Below are 20,466 nucleotides of genomic sequence, written 5' to 3'. Positions count from 1 at the left end.
AAAAATATTATTTAAGTAGAAAATAAAAAAATTTGTTTGAAAAATCAACAAAAGGTATCGAAAATATTACTATAAGCAAGATTTTACTAAAATTTGACAAATTTATAATACCTGTGTTATTCTAAATATTATATTATTTTAAAATAAAATAAAAATTCCAAAAATAATTAATATTTTAAAATATAAAAAAATATAGAAAAGGGGAAGATTATGGCTATTGCATTAAATAGAAGTAAAAACGATTTTACAAATAATCCATTTTTTAAAGCAGTAAGTAGTGTAGCAGGTAATATAATTACAAAGACACAGGAAGTAACAAGTAATGTTGTTAATGAAACTAAGAAAATAGCAGGAAATATTGCAAGAGGAACTAAACAGGTAGCGGGAAATGTAGCAAAAAGTACTGTAAAAATAGCAAAAAATATAGCTAATGAAACAAAAAAAATAAGAAATAATGTAGTTAGTGAAACGAAAAGAATAGTCAACAATGTTAAAAGAGAAACTAAAAGAGTGGCCAGCAATGTAGCCAAAGGGACAAAAAAAGTAGCAGAAAATATATCAAAAAGTACAGTTAAAGTAATAAGCGATATCTCAAATGAAACAAAAAGAGTAATCCGCAATGTAAATAAAGAGACAAAAAGAATAGCGGGTAATATAGTAAAAGGGACAAAACAAGTAGCAAGTAATATAACTAAAGGAAATTTTGCAGTTCTAAATGGTGTAGTAAAGGATATAGCAAAAGAAACCTCAAAAATAGTAAGAGGTGTGGCTAAGGAAAGTTACAGGATTGCAACTAATGTAGCCAAGGGGACATCAAAAGTAATAAGTGGTATAAGCAAAGAAGCAGGAAAAATAGTAAAAAATATTGCAAGGGAAACGAGTAGAATAGTAAGGGATGTAACTAATGAAACTAAGAGAATAACAGGCAACATAATAAAAGGAACAGCGGGAGTAGCAAAAAACATAATTAAGAGTACGGCTAAAATAGCAAATGATGTAAATAAGGAAACAATAAAAATAGTAAAAGACGTGGCTAAAGAAACAAACAGAATAAAAGATAATGTCATTAAAAATGTAAAAACTGTCTTATATAACGCTTCAAAACTTCCCATTATAGGTTCTAATGCAAGGGACTTACATGCACTTCTACAGGAAGCGGAAATAGAACAGATAAATAAAGAACTGGATGCACAGGAAGAAGAGCAAGATAAAAAGACTTTTTATGATAAAATATCCAATATGGAACTTGATGAATCAACAATATCAAATATAGTTGGAGCAATAGACGGTTCTGCTGATAAATCTATTTATAATAACTTTAAGGAAAGTAAATTAAAAGTAGGAATGGAGATCACTATTGGTAGCGGAAATGGAGAAAAAAAACTTAAAATCCTTGAAATAATGGATAAGACAAAATCAGGAATTAGAGGGATTGCAGTAGGAAATCTAAAAACAGGAAAAGTAGAAATTATTTTAGAGGGAAGTACACCACCCGACAAATTTTTTGAAAATCCAACGAAAGTCACTAAGCATTGGCTAAATAATATGCAGGGTAATATGAGAAGAACTTCATCGGGTTTACTAAAAGGAGCAACATCACTAAATCTTCCTAATTTTAGTGATGTATACAGGTCTAATGAAAATGGGACACCATTAGATTATCAGGAAGCTTTGGAATTTTCAAAAAAAATTCAGAATGAATATAAAAACGGAAAAAATGGATTTAAGGGATTAGTAAGAGTTAGTGGACATTCGAAAGCAGGAGGAGCCTCAATTTATATAGCATCACATCTAAATATAGAAGCAATAGCAGTAGACCCTGCACCGGTAAGTAATCCTGGAAGATATTTATATAATAATAAAATTCTTACAGTTATTCCAAATAATGGAGATGCTCTTTTAAACTATACAAGAGAGAATTCTAAAGGTGCAACAACTTCTATTTCTAAAGTATATGGGATAGGTGAGCTTGAAGTAAAAAAAGTATTTGAGAGCTTAAATCCACTTTCTATATCATATGGAGTAGACAAATTGGAAGAAAATATTAAAAATATTATGAAGCCTCCAAGAACAAGTCATTTACCTGCAGTGAAAGTAGCTGCATTCAAAGATAAAAATGGGAAAATTGATAATCATAAAACAGATCCTGATGATGTTAGAAAAAAAGAAATAGAAATGTTGAGAGATATAAAAATCTATAAATCTAACAAAAATAGAGGAAGATAAATATGAAAATAAATAGAAAAACAAAATGGATACTATTTATAGTTATCATCATAAGTGTATGGATTATAAACCATAAGGTATTTATACCCAAGAGGGAGAGAGAAGAATATCTTGATAATACAACAGAAACTCTATATAAAAATTTCAAACTCAAAATAAATAAAAATGACTATAAAGCAAAAATTTTTCATGATACAAGAAATTTAATAGAACCTTTTCATTATTATTTTTTAGAGAAAAAAAATAATAATATAAAATATACCCATTTTATTGAAAAATGGGATGAATGTGGTCGTCCTTATTTTGATATTGGAAATGAACATACAAGTTTTTTTTCAAAAAGTGAAATAATAGAACTAATACGTTTATTAAAAATTTATGGATTTGGACCATATTTTGTAAATGAATTTATTTATGATAAAAGTAAGGGAAATGATTTTGAAAAAATAGAACAAATTCTTTCAAAATATGAAAAAAAATATAATTTGTCTTCCGATACAGGTGGATATTCTTGTATTAGTTTCATAAAAACAAGTAAATTTGTAAGTTCATCTATTTTAAATGTGGATGCTGATTCTGAAGATTATTATGAAGTATTACAAATTGAAAAAAAATTCATCTCATATTTCTCGATTGAAAGGGATTTTGATAAAATAGACTGGTATGAGTTTAAAAAATATTTAAATATAAAACCAATTTTATCTTTCTATTCAGATGCAAGTAAAGAAGAATTACAAAAATTATTAGAAGAAATAAAGCCATATTATAATAAAAATGAGTATATTATAACTTTTTCAAGTAAGAAAGGTGAAGATATTTGGTAATAGAGCTATTATGATTTTATTGAAGAAAAATTTGATTATTATCTGAATTTAAAAAGACAAATTTTTTGAAAATCTAACGAAAGTCACTAAGCATTGGCTAAATAATATGCAGGGTAATATGAGGAGACCAACATTAGATTTATTAAAAGGAGCAACAGTTATTCCAAATAATGGAGATGCTCTTTTAAACTATACAAGAGAGAATTCTAAAGGTGCAACAACTTCTATTTCTAAAGTATATGGGATAGGTGAGCTTGAAGTAAAAAAAGTATTTGAGAGCTTAAATCCACTTTCTATATCATATGGAGTAGACAAATTGGAAGAAAATATTAAAAATATTATGAAGCCTCCAAGAACAAGTCATTTACCTGCAGTGAAAGTAGCTGCATTCAAAGATAAAAATGGGAAAATTGATAATCATAAAACAGATCCTGATGATGTTAGAAAAAAAGAAATAGAAATGTTGAGAGATATAAAAATCTATAAATCTAACAAAAATAGAGGAAGATAAATATGAAAATAAATAGAAAAACAAAATGGATACTATTTATAGTTATCATCATAAGTGTATGGATTATAAACCATAAGGTATTTATACCCAAGAGGGAGAGAGAAGAATATCTTGATAATACAACAGAAACTCTATATAAAAATTTCAAACTCAAAATAAATAAAAATGACTATAAAGCAAAAATTTTTCATGATACAAGAAATTTAATAGAACCTTTTCATTATTATTTTTTAGAGAAAAAAAATAATAATATAAAATATACCCATTTTATTGAAAAATGGGATGAATGTGGTCGTCCTTATTTTGATATTGGAAATGAACATACAAGTTTTTTTTCAAAAAGTGAAATAATAGAACTAATACGTTTATTAAAAATTTATGGATTTGGACCATATTTTGTAAATGAATTTATTTATGATAAAAGTAAGGGAAATGATTTTGAAAAAATAGAACAAATTCTTTCAAAATATGAAAAAAAATATAATTTGTCTTCCGATACAGGTGGATATTCTTGTATTAGTTTCATAAAAACAAGTAAATTTGTAAGTTCATCTATTTTAAATGTGGATGCTGATTCTGAAGATTATTATGAAGTATTACAAATTGAAAAAAAATTCATCTCATATTTCTCGATTGAAAGGGATTTTGATAAAATAGACTGGTATGAGTTTAAAAAATATTTAAATATAAAACCAATTTTATCTTTCTATTCAGATGCAAGTAAAGAAGAATTACAAAAATTATTAGAAGAAATAAAGCCATATTATAATAAAAATGAGTATATTATAACTTTTTCAAGTAAGAAAGGTGAAGATATTTGGTAATAGAGCTATTATGATTTTATTGAAGAAAAATTTGATTATTATCTGAATTTAAAAATTAAGGAAGGAACAGATTATGTATAAATTAAATAAAAAGAAAAAACTAATACTCATATTTTTATCGATTATTATATTATTTTTCTTAATTATTATATTCTATCCTATAATAAAAAGAGAGAAATATTTCAATAAAACTTTTGATAACATATACTCTAATTTTAATGTTAAAATAAATAAAAATGATTATAAAGCAATAAAGTATAAAGGTTATGATTGTTATAGTTTAGAGCATAAAAATACTGAAATCTCAAAATTAAAATCAAAATATATAACTATTTATAGTTCACCTTACTGTTATAAAGAATATATAAATCGTTATATATTTGATTCTGATAAATTATTTGAAAAAAAAGGAGCAAAAGAATTATTTTATTTCATAAAGCATTATGGCTTTGGACCATATTTTATAAATGAACTTATCTATGATAAAAGCAAAGGAAATGATTTTGCGAAAATAGAAGAAATTTTTTCAAAATATAAAACAGAGTATAAAGACACTGTAGATAATTATCTGACTTTTGTAGAAGTGGATAAAGCAGGAGCCGGAGGAATTGTAAATATAGATGCTAATCCTAATGATGAGTCTAAACGATCAGAATATCAGAAAAAATTTGCCTCGTATTTCTCAGTGAAAAGAGATTTTGAAAAGATAGACTGGTATGAATTCAAAAAGACTATGAATATAAGACCTGCATTAGCATTTTTTATAGATGTGAACAAAGATGAGATGAAAAAAATATTTGAAGAAATAAAACCGTATTATAATAAAAATGAATTTATTATTGTATTATTAAGTAACGATGGAGAATCAATCTGGTAATATTTATTAAATAGATGATTTTCATTAAACAAATAATTCTATATAATAGTAAATAATAATATTACAAATATAATTTATGTTTCCTGTAATCTAAAAAAATTGGTTCAAGATTTAATAACTTTTTAAAATAATAGTTATGAAGTAAAAAAAGATTGTTCTGTAGATATGTTTCCATTTACAATAAATATAAGTAATAAAAATATCTGAAAGTATATATCCCGAATGTCGGCTACGATTAAACCCACTAATATTACTAAAAATAATACTTGATAAATTTTTTAAAATATGTTAGGTTAATTAGGACATAAGCGGGACTGTAGCTCAATTGGTCAGAGCAACCGACTCTTAATCGGTAGGTTGTGAGTTCGATCCTCACCAGTCCCACCAGTTCAAATAATACTTTTACAATAAGAGAGCCGAGTCTCTTATTTTTATTTTATGAATTTTAATAACTTTTAATTAATAATTTTTAAAAGAAAAAAATACGATATAATAAAATACGATATAATTTTATTAAGAAAGAAAAAATATCATACAGAGATTTATAGTATTGAAAATATGATAAAATATATAGCCCTTTTTGGAGAAATTTCCAATGATGAAAATGGATTGGAAGATTATGAAAGAAGTAAAGTGCGGGAATATTAAAATAGAATATTATAGGGAAATATGATAAGATATACTTGAGAAATTTAAAAAATAGAGGTTAATCGGAAATAGTAAGATATCGAAGGAGGAGAGATAATGAAAATATTAATAGTAGGAGCAGGAGGCAGAGAACATGCGATTGCATGGAAACTGGTCCAAAATAAAAATATTGAAAAAATATATATTGCTCCCGGAAATGCAGGTTCTGAACTGATTGATATTGCGGAAAATGTCGTGCTTAGAAGTATAAGAGAGTATATTGAGTTTGCAAAAAATAATAATATTGATTTGACGATTGTGGGAAGTGAGGAATTGCTTGTACAGGGAATAGTTGATGAATTTAAAAAAAATAATCTGAAAATATTCGGCCCTGATAAAAAAGCTGCAATACTTGAAGGAAGTAAAGTATTTTCAAAAGATTTTATGAGAAAATATGGAATTAAAACGGCAGATTATAAAGTTTTTGACAATCCTGATGAAGCCGAAAAATATTTAAAAAATTGTGAAAAAGAAAAATTTCCGATTGTTATAAAAGCCAGCGGATTAGCTGCGGGTAAAGGAGTCATAATAGCACAAAATCTGAAAGAAGCGGAAGAAGCAGTAAAAGAAATAATGATAGATAAAAAGTTCAGCTCTTCAGGAAATGAGATTGTAATAGAAGAATACCTTGAAGGGAAAGAAGCTTCTATTCTTTCGTTTACTGATTGTAACGTCATTTTGCCTTTATTATCTGCAAAAGACCATAAAAAAATTGGAGAAAATGAAACAGGACTGAATACGGGAGGAATGGGAGTAATTTCTCCAAATCCTTACGTTACCGATGAAATATTTGAAGAATTCAAAAAAAATATAATGGAGCCGACACTGAGAGGTATCCGAGAAGAAGGAATGGACTTTGAGGGAGTAATATTTTTTGGATTGATGATAACTAAAAAAGGATTGTATCTGCTTGAATATAATATGAGAATGGGAGATCCGGAAACACAGGCGGTATTGCCTTTAATGGAAACTGATTTACTTGAGTTGCTGGAAAAAGCATTCGACAAAAGATTATCGGAAGTAAAAATAAAATGGAAACCGTTACACTCATGCTGTGTGGTAGCAGTTGCAGGAGGTTATCCCGAAAAATACAATAAAGGAGATATAATTTCAGGAATAGATAATATAGGAAAAAATGGAGAATTAATATTTATATGTGGTGCAAAAAAGGAAGATGATAATTTTGTTACATCGGGCGGAAGAGTATTAAATATTGTAGGTTTCGGAAAAACTTTGGAAGAAGCACAAAATTCTGCATATAAAGCAATTAAGAATATAAATTTTGAAAATATGTATTACAGAAAAGATATAGGAAAATAGTAGATTAATTGCATAACAAAAAATTATTTTAGGAATAGAAAAATAGAATAGAAGAGTATAAAAATATATTTATTTATTTAGTTTTACAAAATTTATAAATATATTTTTTATATAATAATCTATAATATTGATAAAGTTTAAATATAGATAAAAAAAATATAATTGGGTTTTATATATATTTTACTTAGGTTGTTTATGTTTTTCTATTTTTAAATTTTTTTCTTATTTTTTCAACAGTTTAAAATTAGATTTTTTTTAGAAAAAAGGGTATTAAATTATTAGAAAAAATGTTATACTAATATACTGTTATTTTTCTATACAAATATGTTATAAAAATATAATAAAAATAAGAAGAAATTATAATAATAAAAATTTTTTATAAGTAATTTATAATAATTGAAAAATTCAGAACAAGCTAATTTAAGAAATATTATGACATTTATAAAGGAGTGAAAAAATTTGACTAATGATTTAAGAAAAATGGAAAAAGATTTGAGAGCATTGGCTAAGAGATGTAAAGACGTCAAATACACAAAAGGTTTATTATTAAGTTTTCTATTGTTAGGTTCTTTGGCATTTTCAGAAAGTTTGACATCATCTGAAGTAAAAAATACGGAAAATGCTATAAATCAAACAAAAAAAGAACTAAATAATTCGATAAATGATATGCACACAGTTTTTAAGCGAGCAAAAAAGGAAAATAACAAACTGCTTAAAAATGCGAACTTAGAGTTAATACAATTAATGGAACAGGGAGATCATGTTGTAAAATCTCCTTGGAGTTCATGGCAGTATGGAATGAACTATTTTTATAATAATCAAAGAGGAAGTTATGAAGGATATGGGGACAGAAAGGAAAAATATCCTTTTCAAGGGAAGTATGCGAGAGCCTCATGGATGGAGAGAAGTACACTTGTTACGAATGACAGGTCATTAAGTGAAATAGCTCCTTTTAGACTTACGGCATCGGGAGTGCCTTATTCTACAAATAAAAGTTTGGATTATGGATTTATACCTTTAAGAGATATTACCGAACCTGAAGTCGAAATACAGGTTTTGGCTAACGTAAACCCAAAGTCTGTGAATAAACAGGAGATAAATATTAATCAGCAGATTGATACTCCAAGAACTGTAGTCAGACCAGAAGTCAGAATAAGCGTAAATTCACCACTGGAAGCACCAAGTATAGCATTTCCTCAGGTAACTCCGGTAAGCATAAGTGTGCAGAACCCTGCCAATCCTGATACACCTGCATTGGCAACTGCACCGACTGTAAATATCAGTTTAAATAAACCGACAGTTACGCTGAATATTACGCCGCCGTCATTAAATATGGCTGTTTCGGCACCAAGTTCACCAAATATAGGCATAACAATAGAAGCACCGGGTGTACCGACGGTAAATGCACTGAATGTAACTGCACCTGCACAGGTAACGGCACCAAATATAAGTTTTACAGCTGTAAATCCTGTTGATTTTACATTGTCAACATCAGGATTAAGCGGAATTGGTGCACTCAAATTTATGGATAACAGTTCTTATAATGTTAATAACAGAACTATCAATGTAAATCAGAAGAACGGTTTTATTTCCACATGGGGAAAAGTTTCAAATCTGAATAATGTAAATACGAATGTCGAGGTAAATGTTCAGGATACAAGAGCATTTATGATAGACGAAGGAGTAGACGGAACAATTAGAGCTCCTTTCAGATATATAGGAACTATAAATCTGAATGAAGGAAAAAATGCGGGAATTGACGTTCAGGGAACACATACTCCATATTCAGGACAGGTTCTCAATCCCGGATTTAATACAATGACAAAAGTTGCCAATATAAAAGTCATAAATGCGGGAACAATAAACGGAAATGGCGGAGTAGTAGGCGGAAGACTTATAAAGAATCAGGTAGCTTTCGGATTCAACAACTTTGACAGCTCAAGTAACAATACGAGAAATGAAATGATAAATGATACTCAAGGATTGATAACACTGAAAGCTCCTGAAAGTGCGGGAATACAGTTGAGACCTGAAAATCCTAACGCTTCAGGATCTGACAACCGTTTAGGATTAAATATGATGGCTGCAGAGAATAAAGGAATTGTAAATCTGAACAGCTATGGAAGTTTCGGAATGCTGACAGTAAAAAATATAAATGCTCCGAATACAAAAACATATAGTAATTATGGAATAACTACAACGGTCGGAGGTCAGATAGCCAGTCATTTTGACCAGACTTTTGAAAGTAAAATGGAAAATAACGGAACTATAAATATTTCAGGTGATAAATCAATAGGGATAGGACTGATACACAATATACAGGGAGTGTATGCAGGAGGAAATATAAACATAGGAACTGAAAATCCTTCATCCTACACTTATGCAAATTCAGGTTCGGACACAGGAAAAGTAGAAGAAGCTGTGGGAGTGTATGCGGAAGTGGAAACGAGACCGGTAAAAAGAGGCGAACTGGATGATTTTGCCCAGATGAACAGTACGAGGGATATTGTAGGAACTGACGGAATAAATCTCACAGGAACGGTAACTATCGGAAAATATTCCCAAAAAGGTTCAGGAGCCAGAGTTAAAAATAGAGGAGCTATAACTGTAAGCGGAACAATAGATATCCAGTCGGGAGCGGAAGGAAACTACGGTATTGTAACAGAAGGAACGGATTATAAAAGACGTTACAGAAAAGTAGCTGCTACGTGGCTTGAAGAAGACAAAACAGGAAGAGTGGATATAACAGGTACAGGAAAAGTTAATGTAAACGGAAACAATTCGGTAGGGTACATATTAGTCCAGGGAGCAGGTTCAAATGCAGGAACTATAACAGTAAATGCTCAAAATTCCTTGGGATTTTACGGTAAAACAGGAAAATTTGAAAATACAGGAACTATAACTTCTACAGGTACAGGAAGTAATGCCGTAGTTCTTGAAAAGGGAACGGGTACTTTAACATTTAATAATACAGGAAATCTGATTACAAATACTGAAGGAACAGTTGCATTATATGTAAAAGACGGTGCGACATTTAACCATACATCGGGAAAAATAACGGCAGGTAACGGAGCTGTAGGTATATATAGTGTAGGTACAGGTACTACAGGAACTATATCAGCTCCTATCGAAGTAAAAGGTTCTACAGCATCCAAAACGGGGATAGGAGTATATTCTGACGGACAGTCAGTTAATACTTTCAATACAGGAGCAGAATTAGTGTTAGGAAATGGAACGGTAGGACTGTTTTCAGCAAAAACAAGTAAATTTAATAATACTTTTGTTATAAACGGCTTAAAGGCGAGCCTTGATGATAATGCTGTACTGGCTTACTTTAAAGGAGATTCGCCTACAGCTTCCGAAAATGAAGTTACAATTTCGGGAAACAGTATAAATAATCTTACTATTACTAAAATGGGGAAAAATTCTGCATTATTTTATGGAGCGGCAGGTTCAAAAGTAACACTGGGAGAAAATGTAAATCTTGTCGGAAATCCTAAATTTTCCAATATCAGTACTGATGCCCAGCTTCTTGTAACCAAAGATGGTACTGCGATAGTAGATACAGGAAAAACTGTAACTTCAAACCTCAAGACTACAATATCGGCACTGGGAACTAACGGAGGAACGAGAGGAAATGCTGAAAATAAAGGTACATTGAATCTCACAGGAACACAAAAGGCAATAGGAATTTATCTTTCGGAAGCTACAGGAAAAAATACTGCCGGAGCAGTTATAACAGCTAATGAAGATTCTTCTATAGGGATATTCGGAAAAGAGAATTCTACTATTGAAAACAGCGGAACTGTAGATATGAAGAAACAGAAGTCAGTAGGTCTGCTGGCTCAGAAAACTACAGTTACAAACAAAAATGGAGGGACTGTTACAACCGAGGGAACAGGTTCGGCAGGAATTTATGGTTCGGAAAATTCCACAATAAACAATGAAGGAACTATAACTGCAAAAGAAACAGGTTCAGCGGGAATTTATTCCGACAATAGTAATGTTGAGAATAAAGCTTCAGGTATAATAACAGCGGAAAAAGGAACATCGGCAGGAATTTATGCTAAAGTAAAAGATACAAAAAGCATACAAAATGCAGGAACTATAAATGTAGGAACTGCTGCAAATACTACTGATACTCAGGGAGCAGGAATTTATGGAGAACTGATTTCTACAGGAACAGGTACTTTGACAATAGGAAATACTTCAAATATAAACATTGATTTAAACGGTTCTGTAGGAATTTTCGCTAAAAATGGTACAGGAGCAGCAGGAAAATTGGTAGTAAACAATACGGGAACTATAACTGCTAAGAAGCAGAATTCTGTAGGGATTTTATCTGAAAAATCTACGGTAACAAATTCAGGAACAGTTACATTGCAAGGGAAAACTTCAGTAGGGATATTTGGAAAAGAAAATTCTGTAATAACAAATTCGGGAAATATAAATGCAACCAATAATGCAACTGATTCAAAATCAGTAGGAATAATATCCGATAAAGGAACTGCTTTGAATACGGGAAATATTGTAATGGCAGGAGGAGGATCCGCAGGAATACTGGGACAGAATGGTGCTGTTGTAACAAATAGAAATATAGTAACAATGAATGGAGAAAAATCAGCAGGGATATATACCGAAAACAGTACGTCTACTAATGAAGGAACTGTAACAATAACAGGAGCCGAGTCGGCAGGAATGTTCGCAAAAAATTCTTCATCAGGCAGTTATAACATAACAAATAAAGGAACAATAAATCTGAATACAGTATCAGGAACACCAAATAAAAGTGTAGGTATGTATGCAGAAATTGCAGCCACTGCTACAGGAACTACAACATTGAAAAATGAGAATACTATAACTGTAGATCAGGGAAATTCAGTAGGAATGTATATACTGAACAATTCGGGTGATAAGTCGAAAGCTGTTGTCATAAATGATACAGCAGGAAAGATAGAAACAAAAAAAGCAAACTCTGTTGGAATACTTGCAAATAAAGGAACTGTTACAAATTTGAATATACTGAATATTTTGGGAACAGGTTCAGCAGGAATTTACGGAAAAAATGACTCGATTATAACAAATTCCAAAACTATCAATATATCAGAAGCAAATTCGGCTGGAATATACGCTGAAAATAGTGAAGCTTTGAATGATGCTAATGGAATAATTACAGTATCTAAAGGAAGTTCAGCTGGAATATTCGGAAAAGTTGACGCAAATGCTGTAAAAGATTATAAGTTGACAAATAATGGAAATGTAAATCTGACAGGAGGTACATCGTATAACCAGAGTGTCGGTATGTATGGAGAACTGGCTACAGGAGCAGGACATAAACTTGCCCTTGAAAATACTAAAAATATAAATGTAGGAACTGCAAGCTCTGTAGGAATGTATGTTGCAAATAACACAAGTACTGCTGCAAATCTCACAGCAAGCAATACAGGAACAATAACCGGTACACAGGCTTCATCAGTAGGAATTCTTTCAAATAAAGGAATTATCACAAATGACGGAACTATAAATATGAATGGAAATACTTCAGCCGGAATATTTGCACAGAACGGTTCGGAAGTCTCAAATAATAAAGTAATTACAATGAACGGAACAGGTTCAGCAGGGATATATACTGAAAACAGTAATGCAGCCAATACAGCAAACGGTAAGATAACTATTTCCAAAGGCAGTTCGGCAGGAATGTTTGGAAAATATTCCGATGCAGGAAATTATACATTGAAAAACAGTGGAAACATAAAATTATCATCAACTTCTTCTTCTGACAATCAAAGTATAGGAATGTACGGTCAGTTGGAAAATACAGCTACAGGAACGGCTACATTGACCAATGATAAGACTATAGATATAGATATGGAAAATTCGCTTGGAATTTATGTAAAAAACAGTACTTCTACTAAGACTAAATTGAAAGCAACAAATAATGATATAATAACAGGCAATAAAAATAAGGCTGTAGGAATATTTGCAGATAATTCAGTAGCTGAAAATAATAAAACTATTGATATTAAAGGTAAAGAATCGACAGGAATATTCGGAAAAAATGGTGCAGAAGTAAAAAATGCAGCTACAGGAACGATAACTTTATTTGATGTTTCGGGAATTGACAGTAAATCGGCAGGGATATATGTTGACGGTTCAGGAACTAAAGGAACAAATGAGGGGAATATACTTCTGAACGGTAAAACAACTACGGGAATGTCAGCGACAGGCGGAGCAACTGCCTTGAATTCACTGAATATAACTGGAAGTAAAGATTCGGTAATAGGTATGTACGGAAACGGAAGCACTGTAGAAAACACTTCCAATGGTGTAATCACACTAAAAGGAAATACTTCTACAGGAATATTTGCGAAAAACAGTACGACTGCTAAAAATGCAGGAACTATAAATCTTGAAACAGAAAACGGTTCAAAAAAATCCGTTGGAATGTACGGAATAACAGATAATACAACTGATACGATAAATCTTTCCAATACAGGAACTATAAATCTAAATTCGGAAGATTCGGTAGGAATATTTGCAAAAAATGGAAATAGCGGTATAAATAATTCCACAATATCCAATACAGGAACTATAAATCTTAATAAAAAACAAACTGTGGGAATTTTTACTCCAAAATCCAAGATTACCAATGTAGGAAAGATTGTACTGAATAATAATGCAAGTTCATCGGTAGCAGTGTATCTGACTGATTTGGCAGAAGCTGATACTGCAACAGGAAACATAGATTTGAACAGTACTTCTCAAAATCAGGTTGCCTATTATGTAAAAGATACAGGAAAAATAAAAGGAACAGGTATAGGAAGTATCAAAGGATACGGAGTGGGAGTATATCTCGACGGAGGAACTCTCGATACTACAAGTCCGACTCTTGATTATGTAGTAAACGGAAATAATGGGAACGGTATTATAGGACTATTATTAAAAGGGAATACTAATATATCAAGTTATACACGTAAAGTAAAAGTAGGAAATACTGTCGGTTCAAATTATGCTATTGCTATGTATGCTGACGGACAAGGTACTTCAGGAACAGCTAAAAATATAAGTGCAACTCTTGAAACAGGTGAAAATGGAGTAGGACTTTTTGCTGAAAACGGAAGTAATATAAATTATACGGGACAAATGTCCATAGGAAACGGAGTTAAAGCGGGAACAGCTATCTATATAGGAAACAACAATGGAACAAATCCTTCCAAAGTAACAATAGGAAGCGGCGCAAATATAGTATTGAAAGGTGAAAACGGAGTAGGTGCGATAGTTACTAAAAATGCCACTGTAAACTTTAACGCAGGTTCGACTATAGAATTACGAGGTACAGGGGTAGGACTGTTTGGACAGAAAGGTGCCATTATTAATGATAATGGAGGAACTTTCAATAATAACGGATATTCTGCTGAAAGAATAAGAATTACGGGAGGTATTTCGAGAACTACTGCAAATACAACATTGACAACAGGAAATGTCCTGACTCACGTTATAAACGGAGAAGCTGTAGTAGATGCAGGAGTTACTGTCAATGCAGCAGCAGGTTCGCAAAATATTATCGGACTGTTAGCAGACGGAAACAGAGATGATAATGACGCAACCGTAACATGGATTTATAAAGATGCTGCAAATCCTGATAACAACTACGATACTATAAATCTCGGGACATTAGACTTTACAAATGCAACTTCCGCAACGGGTATGTATCTGGAATCTGCAAGAGGTAAAAACAGCGGAAATATCAAAGTGGGAGATACTTCTACAGGAATTTACGGGGTATATAAAAACAGCACATCTAAATTTGACGGAGTTACACCTAATAAATCTGTAATTCTGAATGATATAGGAAAAAGTGTGCAGGTAGGAAATTCTTCTGCGGGAATATATTCGGTAAGATTTGAGAAAGTTGAAAATAAAGGTACTATCAGCGGTGGAAATAAATCAGTAGGAATTTATGCTACAAACTTTAAAATGGAAAATGGAGCCAATGTAGTCAGAGATATTTCAATGAATATAAAAAATTCGGGTGATATAACATTAGGAAATGGAACGGCAGGTATATACTTAAAAGCTGACCCGTCTTCTACAAATAGAAGCAATGTTGAACATAGCGGAAATATAACAGTAGGAGATACTATTTTCAATGCTTCGGGAGTTGCTGAAAATTCTTCAGTAGGAATATACACAGAAAAATCCAACGTAACATCCACAGGAAATATAACAGTAGGTAATAAAGGAATGGTGCTGTTCGGAAGTGATTCCACAATAAATATGAATTCAGGAAATATTGATTATTCCAATGACGGAAGTTTGGCTTATCTGGAAAATTCAGTATTGAATTATAATATAAACGGAACATTGCAAACATATTCCGACCCTATGCTATTTATAAATAACAGTACAGTAACAATGGCACAGAATGATATAAATGTTTCCAATAACGGTGTTGCGGCATATATTAACGGAAATTCCCAGTTTAAGAACTGGAAAAAAATAACTCTTGGTCAGAATTCGGTTGGAATGTATGGAAATAACGCTGATTTGGTATCAGAAGGTAATTTAATAGAAGGAACTTCACAGAAATCAAGAGGTATCATAGGAGTAAATTCAAACTTGAGAAACAGTGCTTCAATGAAAATGTCGGGAGATGAATCATTAGGAATATACTCAAGAAATGCTTCAGGCACAGCTAAAACAATAGAAAATACAGGAAATATGGAAATCTCGGGCAAAAAAACAGTAGGTGCATATTTAGAGGGAAGTGCTGAACAGACATTTAATAACAAAGGTAACATTACAGTAAGTGATTCAACAGATTCCGATAGAAATAATTCTACAATAGGAATATATGCAAAAGACGGTGCAACAGTAAATATAACTAATGAAGCGCAAATTAATACAGGTAAAAAATCTGTAGGTATATATTCAATAAGCAACGGATATGTTACAACGACAAATACATCAGCTTTAAACGTCGCAGATGAAGGAATAGGAATATACAAAAAAGGAGGCAATGTCAATTTAGGCGGTACAATTAGTATTGCTGACCATACTGCTACGATAAATGACAGTGAACCTGTAGGAATTTATGGAACAAATGGAGTAAACATTGTAAATAATGCTAACAGCATAAGTGTAGGAAATAAATCTTACGGTGTAATTCTAAGTAATTCGGGAGGAAATACAAATAGATATGCCAATTCTACAGGAACTTCCATAACACTGGGTGAAGAATCAACATATCTGTATTCTGACGGGCAGTCTGAAATAATAAATAATGGTAATATTACTTCGCCAAATAATAAAATAATAGCTATTTATGCTAAAAATGGCGGATATGTAAATAATAAAGGAAACATTGATTTAAGTACAGGAATTGGAAACTTAGGCATTTACGCCACAGGAGCAGGTTCTTATGCTGTCAATGAAGGAACTGTAAAAGTGGGTGCAACTGATAATTCGGATAAAGATAACATCATATATGGTATAGGAATGGTTGCCGATAGAGGTGCAAAAATAGAAAATAAAGGAAATATCTACGTAAGCGGAAATCTGAGTTTAGGAATGTATGGAAAAGGTGCAGGAACAGAATTAAGAAACTCAGGAACGATATATCTTGATGCTTCATCAGCAACATCTGCCAATAAAATTTCAACTATGACAGGAGTCTTTGTCGATGAGGGTGCCAAATTTGTAAACGAAGCCGGCGGAGTTATAAAGTCAGGTTCTTATTCAGGAAATGACAACGTAAACGGACTAATAGGAGTGGCAGTATTAAACGGAAGTACGCTTGAAAACTATGGTACTATAGATATTGACGCTAACAGAAGTTACGGAGCATTGATTGCGGGAACTGAAAATAAAAAATCTATCATTAAAAACTACGGTACAATAACAATAAGAGGTCAAAAATCTTACGGAGTAAAATATAGAAATACTATTGGAAGTAACGGTCAAACTTTACCTGAAAAAGAAGATGCGAGAAATATAGGAGACGGTGCCGTTTTAGGTATGATAAACGGTGCAGGAGGAAATATCAATGCTTCTGACGGAGCAAAACCTTTTAACAGCGGAGCGGATATAAATAAAGCGATAGGAAATACGGAAATAGTCGAACTTCCTAACGGTAAACTGGTAGTAAGAAGAAACGGCGTTATAGTAGAGGATTCCGAAATGGAAGTAATAGACTATAATGTAGCTCCTAATATAGGATTATCAAACTTTGGAATATATGTGGACACTTTAGGAAGAACAAAACCTATATCAATAGAAGGTCTGACTACACCAAATATAGACAGTGATTTGATAATCGGAACAGAGTTTTCTGAAAAGACAAACTCTAAAAATGTTGTAATAGGAGAGAAAATTTTGAAACCTTTCCTTGACCAGACTAATACGGGAATATTTAACTTTACTCCTTATTCAGGCTCATTAACTTGGATGGCAACACCTCAAGTAAATCTTCAGACAGGGAAAATTGAAAAAATTGTAATGGCAAAAATACCGTATACAGCATTTGTTCCTAAAAATGATAACGCCTTTAATTTTGCGGACGGACTTGAGCAAAGATATGATATGAATGAATTAGGTTCAAAGGAAAAAGGGTTATTTGATAAACTGAATGGAATAGGTAATAATGAGCAGGTTCTTTTGGCTCAGGCTTATGATGAAATGATGGGACATCAATATGCAAATGTACAACAAAGAATAATATCTACAGAAAAATCATTGGATAAAGAGTTTTCTCATTTAAGAAAAGAATGGGATAATGCTTCCAAACAGTCCAATAAAATAAAAGTATTCGGTGCAAAGGATGAATATAAAACAGATACAGCAGGTGTAATAGACTATACAAGTAATGCCTATGGAGTAGCTTATGTTCACGAAGATGAAACAATAAAACTTGGAAACAGCTCAGGCTGGTATGCGGGAGCAGTAAATAACAGATTTAAATTTAAAGATATAGGCGGCTCAAAAGAAGATACAACAATGCTGAAAATGGGTATATTCAAATCTACAGCTTTCGATAATAACGGAAGTCTGCAATGGACAGTATCGGGAGAAGGCTATATAGCGAGAAGTGATATGCACAGAAAATACTTGGTAGTAGATGAAATCTTTAATGCAAAATCGACATATAATTCATACGGAGTAGCGGTCAAGAATGAAATAAGCAAGGAATTCAGGACAAGTGAGAGAACAAGTATAAGACCGTATGGAAGTTTGAAGCTTGAATATGGAAGATTTGGAACGATAAAAGAGAAGACGGGAGAAATAAGACTGGAAGTAAAAGGGAACGATTATTATTCAATCAGACCGGAAGCAGGGATAGAGTTCAAATATAAACAACCAATGGCAGTAAGAACGCATTTTGTAGCGACATTAGGATTAGGATATGAGAATGAGCTTGGAAAGACGGGAGAAGTGAATAATAAAGCGAGAGTATCGTATACGAAAGCAGACTGGTTTGGAATAAGAGGAGAAAAAGAGGACAGGAAAGGAAACTTTAAAGCTGACCTGAACTTAGGAATAGAAAACCAGAGATTTGGAGCAACGATAAATGGAGGATATGATACAAAAGGAAAAAATGTAAGAGGTGGAATAGGATTTAGAGTAATTTATTAATATTCATATACAATTTAGTCAGTTATGATTTAAATTATATGAAAGAACTTGCTTTATAGTTAGACATTCCCTTTTTCAAAAATAAAAAATAAAAAAAAATAGGCTATCATTAAAAAGATACTTTTTAAGATAGTCTATTTTTATTTTATAAAAAATTTTATCTATATAGTTTTGGTAAAATAATGAAAAAAATTATGAAAAAGGGTCAAATAATACTTTTGAAATATATACAGGAGAAGCGGAAGCAGAAATAGTAATATTGAAAAAACCCGTAGAATATAGGTCAAAATATTTTAAAGATACAGCTCTTCCTGTATTTGATTTGTATAGTCTTCCAATAGAAGAAAATCGGGAAATAATGATATTTACTGATTATGATAATAGAATAATAAGAAAGGAAATACCTTTTTTTAAAAAACCGAATTATGATTTATTTTTTCATATTATAGACTATTATGGATTAAGATTTTATGTATTAAATAAATTGATATATGACAAATCGCAGGGAAATGACTTTGAACAGATAGAAAAGATATTGGATAAATATTCTACTCCGGATATAGAGATATTATCAGCTACTTATGATGAAGGATGGGAATGTGGAAATTTGGATAAAAGAAGTAAACATGAATGGATTCCTTTTATGTATGTTCAGGATGAAAAATGTGTTATTCCAAAAGATTCTTATGAGAACAAGTACGATATTTACTCTATAGAAAGAATAAAAAAATACGGAGAAAAGTTTGAAAAATATTTCAGTAAAGAAAGAAAATTTGAAGAAATAGACTGGAAAGAATTTTTAGAATATAATAATATTACGCCAATAATAAATTTCTATATCTATCGTAATACGACAGATAGACGTCTAATAAAAAAAGAGGAAGCTCAGAAATTATTAATGGAAATGAGTCCGTATTATAATAAAAAAACTTATCTTATAATATTACATACGGAAGATAAAAATGAAAAAAGATCTTATGTATGGTAAAAAAATAAAATCTCTCATTTTTCTTTAATGTTCGTATGATATAAAATTATTGTAAATAAAAATTAGGAGGTAAGTATTATGAAAATAGAAAAAAATTTAAAATCTATAGGAATTTTATTATTTTTGTTAGCAGGTTCATTTTCTTTTGCAGGATATAAGTCGGAACTGTCTGAAAGAATAAAACAATTTGAAAATGAAGCAGTCAATACAGGAAATACAACCGTAGAAATGACAGACGCAGCAGAAAAATACTATAAAAATGTCGATAATGAACTGAATACAGTGTATAAAAAACTTATTAGCGAACTTGAAAGAAAAAATAAGAGTAAAGCTAAAGAAAATTTAGTAAAAGCACAGAAAAACTGGATAAAACAAAGGGATGAAAAAGCTAAAGCTGTTCCAAGAGAGGGAACTGTAACTACTATAAATATTTATTATCTTATGGCAGAACTTACTCAGAAAAGAGCTTTGGAATTAGCTGAAATGCTTGATAATCTATCAAAATAGAACTTCGATTTTACTAAAAAATATTTTTCAGTTTGTTTATCATAAAAGAAGCTGTTAAAATTCAGTTATGT

General features: G+C 31.1%; 9 protein-coding genes and 1 tRNA gene. All 10 read left to right on the top strand.

Annotation, left to right across the window (positions count from 1 at the left end):
- The first annotated feature begins 210 nt into the window (after window positions 1–210).
- The 10 genes from ACO5J6_RS03070 (at window position 211) to ACO5J6_RS03025 (ending at window position 20,395) form a co-directional block, all read left to right on the top strand.
- A complete protein-coding gene (locus ACO5J6_RS03070) occupies window positions 211–2,226 on the top strand; it encodes a hypothetical protein (protein ID WP_485641979.1) in 2,016 nt (671 codons plus the stop codon).
- 2 nt (window positions 2,227–2,228) lie between these two features.
- Window positions 2,229–3,050, top strand: a complete 822-nt coding sequence (locus ACO5J6_RS03065) for a hypothetical protein (protein WP_485641951.1) — start codon at window positions 2,229–2,231, stop codon at window positions 3,048–3,050.
- A gap of 118 nt (window positions 3,051–3,168) precedes the next feature.
- Window positions 3,169–3,561 carry a hypothetical protein gene (locus ACO5J6_RS03060; RefSeq protein ID WP_485641978.1) on the top strand — a complete coding sequence of 131 codons (393 nt, stop codon included), beginning with the start codon at window positions 3,169–3,171 and terminating at the stop codon, window positions 3,559–3,561.
- Between the two features lie 2 nt (window positions 3,562–3,563).
- The gene (locus tag ACO5J6_RS03055; protein WP_485641951.1) at window positions 3,564–4,385 is read left to right on the top strand and encodes a hypothetical protein; all 822 of its coding nucleotides are present in this window, start codon (window positions 3,564–3,566) and stop codon (window positions 4,383–4,385) included.
- A 73-nt stretch (window positions 4,386–4,458) separates the two neighbouring features.
- The gene (locus tag ACO5J6_RS03050; RefSeq protein WP_485641977.1) at window positions 4,459–5,262 is read left to right on the top strand and encodes a hypothetical protein; all 804 of its coding nucleotides are present in this window, start codon (window positions 4,459–4,461) and stop codon (window positions 5,260–5,262) included.
- A 310-nt stretch (window positions 5,263–5,572) separates the two neighbouring features.
- Window positions 5,573–5,649, top strand: a tRNA-Lys gene (locus tag ACO5J6_RS03045).
- Window positions 5,650–6,006: 357 nt separating this feature from the next.
- On the top strand, window positions 6,007–7,269 hold the full coding sequence (purD, locus tag ACO5J6_RS03040; RefSeq protein ID WP_485641976.1) for a phosphoribosylamine--glycine ligase: 1,263 nt from the start codon (window positions 6,007–6,009) through the stop codon (window positions 7,267–7,269).
- A 459-nt stretch (window positions 7,270–7,728) separates the two neighbouring features.
- A complete protein-coding gene (locus ACO5J6_RS03035) occupies window positions 7,729–18,900 on the top strand; it encodes an autotransporter-associated N-terminal domain-containing protein (RefSeq protein WP_485641975.1) in 11,172 nt (3,723 codons plus the stop codon).
- 259 nt (window positions 18,901–19,159) lie between these two features.
- Window positions 19,160–19,888, top strand: coding sequence for a hypothetical protein (locus ACO5J6_RS03030; RefSeq protein WP_485641974.1), 729 nt, complete (start codon window positions 19,160–19,162; stop codon window positions 19,886–19,888).
- 78 nt (window positions 19,889–19,966) lie between these two features.
- Window positions 19,967–20,395, top strand: coding sequence for a lysozyme inhibitor LprI family protein (locus ACO5J6_RS03025; RefSeq protein WP_485641973.1), 429 nt, complete (start codon window positions 19,967–19,969; stop codon window positions 20,393–20,395).
- The last annotated feature ends 71 nt before the right edge of the window (window positions 20,396–20,466 follow it).

Source organism: Pseudoleptotrichia sp., from assembly GCF_057270515.1.
This window is presented reverse-complemented; position numbering and strand designations above follow the sequence as displayed.